Annotated in this window: 2 protein-coding genes and 1 pseudogene; all 3 read left to right on the top strand. The window is 48.4% G+C overall.

Going from position 1 to position 2,787, the window contains the following annotated elements:
- A partial coding sequence (locus STRDD11_RS08530; RefSeq protein WP_164828438.1) for an amino acid permease occupies positions 1-734 on the top strand: 734 nt, incomplete at its 5' end.
- Positions 735-890: 156 nt separating this feature from the next.
- A pseudogene (locus STRDD11_RS08525) lies at positions 891-2,103 on the top strand (glycosyltransferase).
- Positions 2,104-2,285: 182 nt separating this feature from the next.
- Positions 2,286-2,787 (top strand): uridine monophosphate kinase (locus tag STRDD11_RS08520; RefSeq protein ID WP_241209378.1); only part of this gene is annotated, 502 nt, incomplete at its 3' end.

The following is a 2,787-nucleotide window of genomic DNA, read 5'->3' as shown; positions in this document are numbered from 1 at the left end:
GAATGATTGCGATGGCTGTCATGGTCGGGGCTTCTGCGATTCTCGGCTCTCTGGCCATGGGCATGCTCTTTGACGGCAGCAATATCCCCGAGGATTTGATGCGCAACGGTGCCTATCAGGCCTTTCAGAAGCTGGGCAGCTACTGGGGAATTGGCAATACGCTGGTCGTTGTCTATGCTCTGACCAATATGGTTGGGCAGATTGCGGCGCTGGCCTTCTCTATTGATGCGCCTCTGCAGATTCTGCTCAATAATGCTGATGAGCAGTTTGTGCCAAGCTGGCTGCGCAAGCGGACCAAGAAAGGTGTGCTGATTAACGGTTACCTGCTGACTGGGATATTGGTCAGTATCTTGATTGTTCTGCCTATTTTCGGTATTCAGGAGATTGACGGCCTGGTCAAATGGATGACCAATCTCAACTCTATCGTCATGCCCATGCGCTATCTCTGGGTTTTTCTGGCCTACATGCTGCTCAATAAAGCTTGGAAAAAGTACAAGGATGCCGAATATAAATTTACCAAAAACCCGAAGCTTGGCTTTATAATCGGGGCTTGGTGCTTCCTCTTCACAGCCTTTGCCTGCATTCTGGGTATGGTACCTAAAGTGGACTATGCAGTGGATCCAGCTGGCTGGCAATTCTCGCTGCTGACCAATATTCTGACCCCAATCGTCCTCATCAGTCTGGGGGTTATTCTGCCGATCTTGGCCAAAAGAGAAAGAAAAAAAGCCGAATGACTGCGGCTTTCACAGCCAGTTTTGCCAATGGCAAAGCTGGTTTTTTAATGGAAATTGCGCCGATTGAAGCTTGAAAGAGACATTGAATAACTCCACAGAATCCGCTATAATAAGAAGAGTGATTTGCTTGTGAAAGAAAGAGGGGATTCGGAATTGATGAATGAGACGAAAGCGGTGGTATTGGCAGGGGATTATGGTTATATTCGGCAGATTGAGACGACGCTGAAATCGCTTTGCTGTTATCACGAAAACATATATATATGTTTTTAATCAAGATATTCCTCAGGAGTGGTTTATCCATACCCGCAAAAGGGTGAGGGAGACAGGCAATGAACTGCTGGATGTCAAGCTTTTTCGTGAGGATTTGAGGCAAAAGTGGCAGGATTCCACCTTTGGCCATATCAATTATATGGCTTACGCCCGCTATTTTATTCCTGAGTATGTGCCGGCAGATCGTGTCCTGTATCTGGACTGCGACCTGATTGTGACGCAAAATCTGGAGCATTTGTTTGAGCTGGAACTGGATGCTTACTATATTGCAGCAGTACGGGCGACCTTTGGGCTGGGCATTGGCTTTAACTCCGGGGTCATGCTCATTAACAATCAGCGCTGGCGGCAGGAGAACATTTCCCAGCAGTTGGTCGAGCTGACTGATAGAGAGATTGAGACGGCCTTGGAGGGCGACCAAAGTATTTTAAATATGCTGTTTGCTGATCAATATTGGCCATTAGACGACAGCTACAATTTTCAAATCGGCTTTGATATGGGGGCGGCTCAAATGGGCCACGATTTTATCTTTGAGCTGCCGCTGTCTCCTCTGCCAGCGATTATTCACTATATTTCAGGGCAAAAACCTTGGGACCTTCTGTCAAATATGCGGCTGCGTGAGGTCTGGTGGTTCTACAATCATCTGGAATGGTCTTCTATCATTGCCAGTAAGTCCCTGCAGCAGCCAAGCAAGTCCACTCAGCCCTGCTCGGGGAACTATAGGCTGGAGTGCTTAACTCTGACCGACTGCGACGTATTGGAAAAGCTGGAAGAGCTGGCTGAAGCCCTGCCTGACTGTCTCTTTCATGTGGCAGCCTATACAGCTGTGTCTGATCGGTTGGTTGCCATGATGGCTCATGATAATATCCGCCTGCATCGCTCAATCCTGCCGGTCCGTCTCAAGCAGCTGATGGCGTCCTGTGATATTTATCTAGATATCAACTATGCCTTTAAGTTTCGCGATGTTTTGCAGAGCTTTGAAAATCAGGGGCGGCCTATTTTCACCTTTGACTCTACAAAAACCGAAGGAATTACAGAAAGAGTCTTTGCTGCTGACCGCTGCCAAGAAATGGTGGAGGCGATCCAATCCTACTCTGGCTGATGCGGCTGCCAGTCCTGCTATGCTGACCTGTATTCGGTCCCGGCCGGCTTGATCTGATGATCAGGCTGGTTTTGCTGTGAAATGGGCGGGTCTGCTCCTTTTATTTTTAAATTTAAGAAATAAAACTATATAAAAACTCCAATTTGTGGTAAAATAGTACAGATAAAATAAGGAGTGGAAAAATGGTAGAACCTAAATATAAACGTATTTTAATTAAGTTATCAGGTGAAGCTCTTGCTGGTGAAAAAGGCGTCGGCATCAACATTCAGACCGTCCAGAAAATGGCGGAAGAAATCAAAGAAGTTCATGAATTAGGCATTGAAATTGCTCTGGTGATTGGCGGAGGCAATCTCTGGCGGGGTGAGCCGGCGGCAGAGGCCGGCATGGACCGGGTGCAGGCGGATTATACCGGTATGCTGGGAACGGTCATGAATGCCTTGGTCATGGCCGACTCGTTGCAGCAAGTCGGCGTGGACACCCGCGTCCAGACAGCTATTGCCATGCAGCAGGTGGCTGAGCCTTATATTCGAGGGCGTGCGCTCCGCCATCTGGAAAAAGGCCGTATCGTGATTTTCGGTGCCGGTATCGGTTCTCCTTATTTCTCAACAGACACGACGGCAGCTCTCCGGGCTGCGGAAATCGAAGCAGACGCCATTCTCATGGCCAAAAATGGCGTGGACGGCG

Origin of the sequence: Streptococcus sp. DD11 (assembly GCF_001578865.1) — a bacterium.
Classification (GTDB): domain Bacteria; phylum Bacillota; class Bacilli; order Lactobacillales; family Streptococcaceae; genus Streptococcus; species Streptococcus panodentis.
This window is presented reverse-complemented; position numbering and strand designations above follow the sequence as displayed.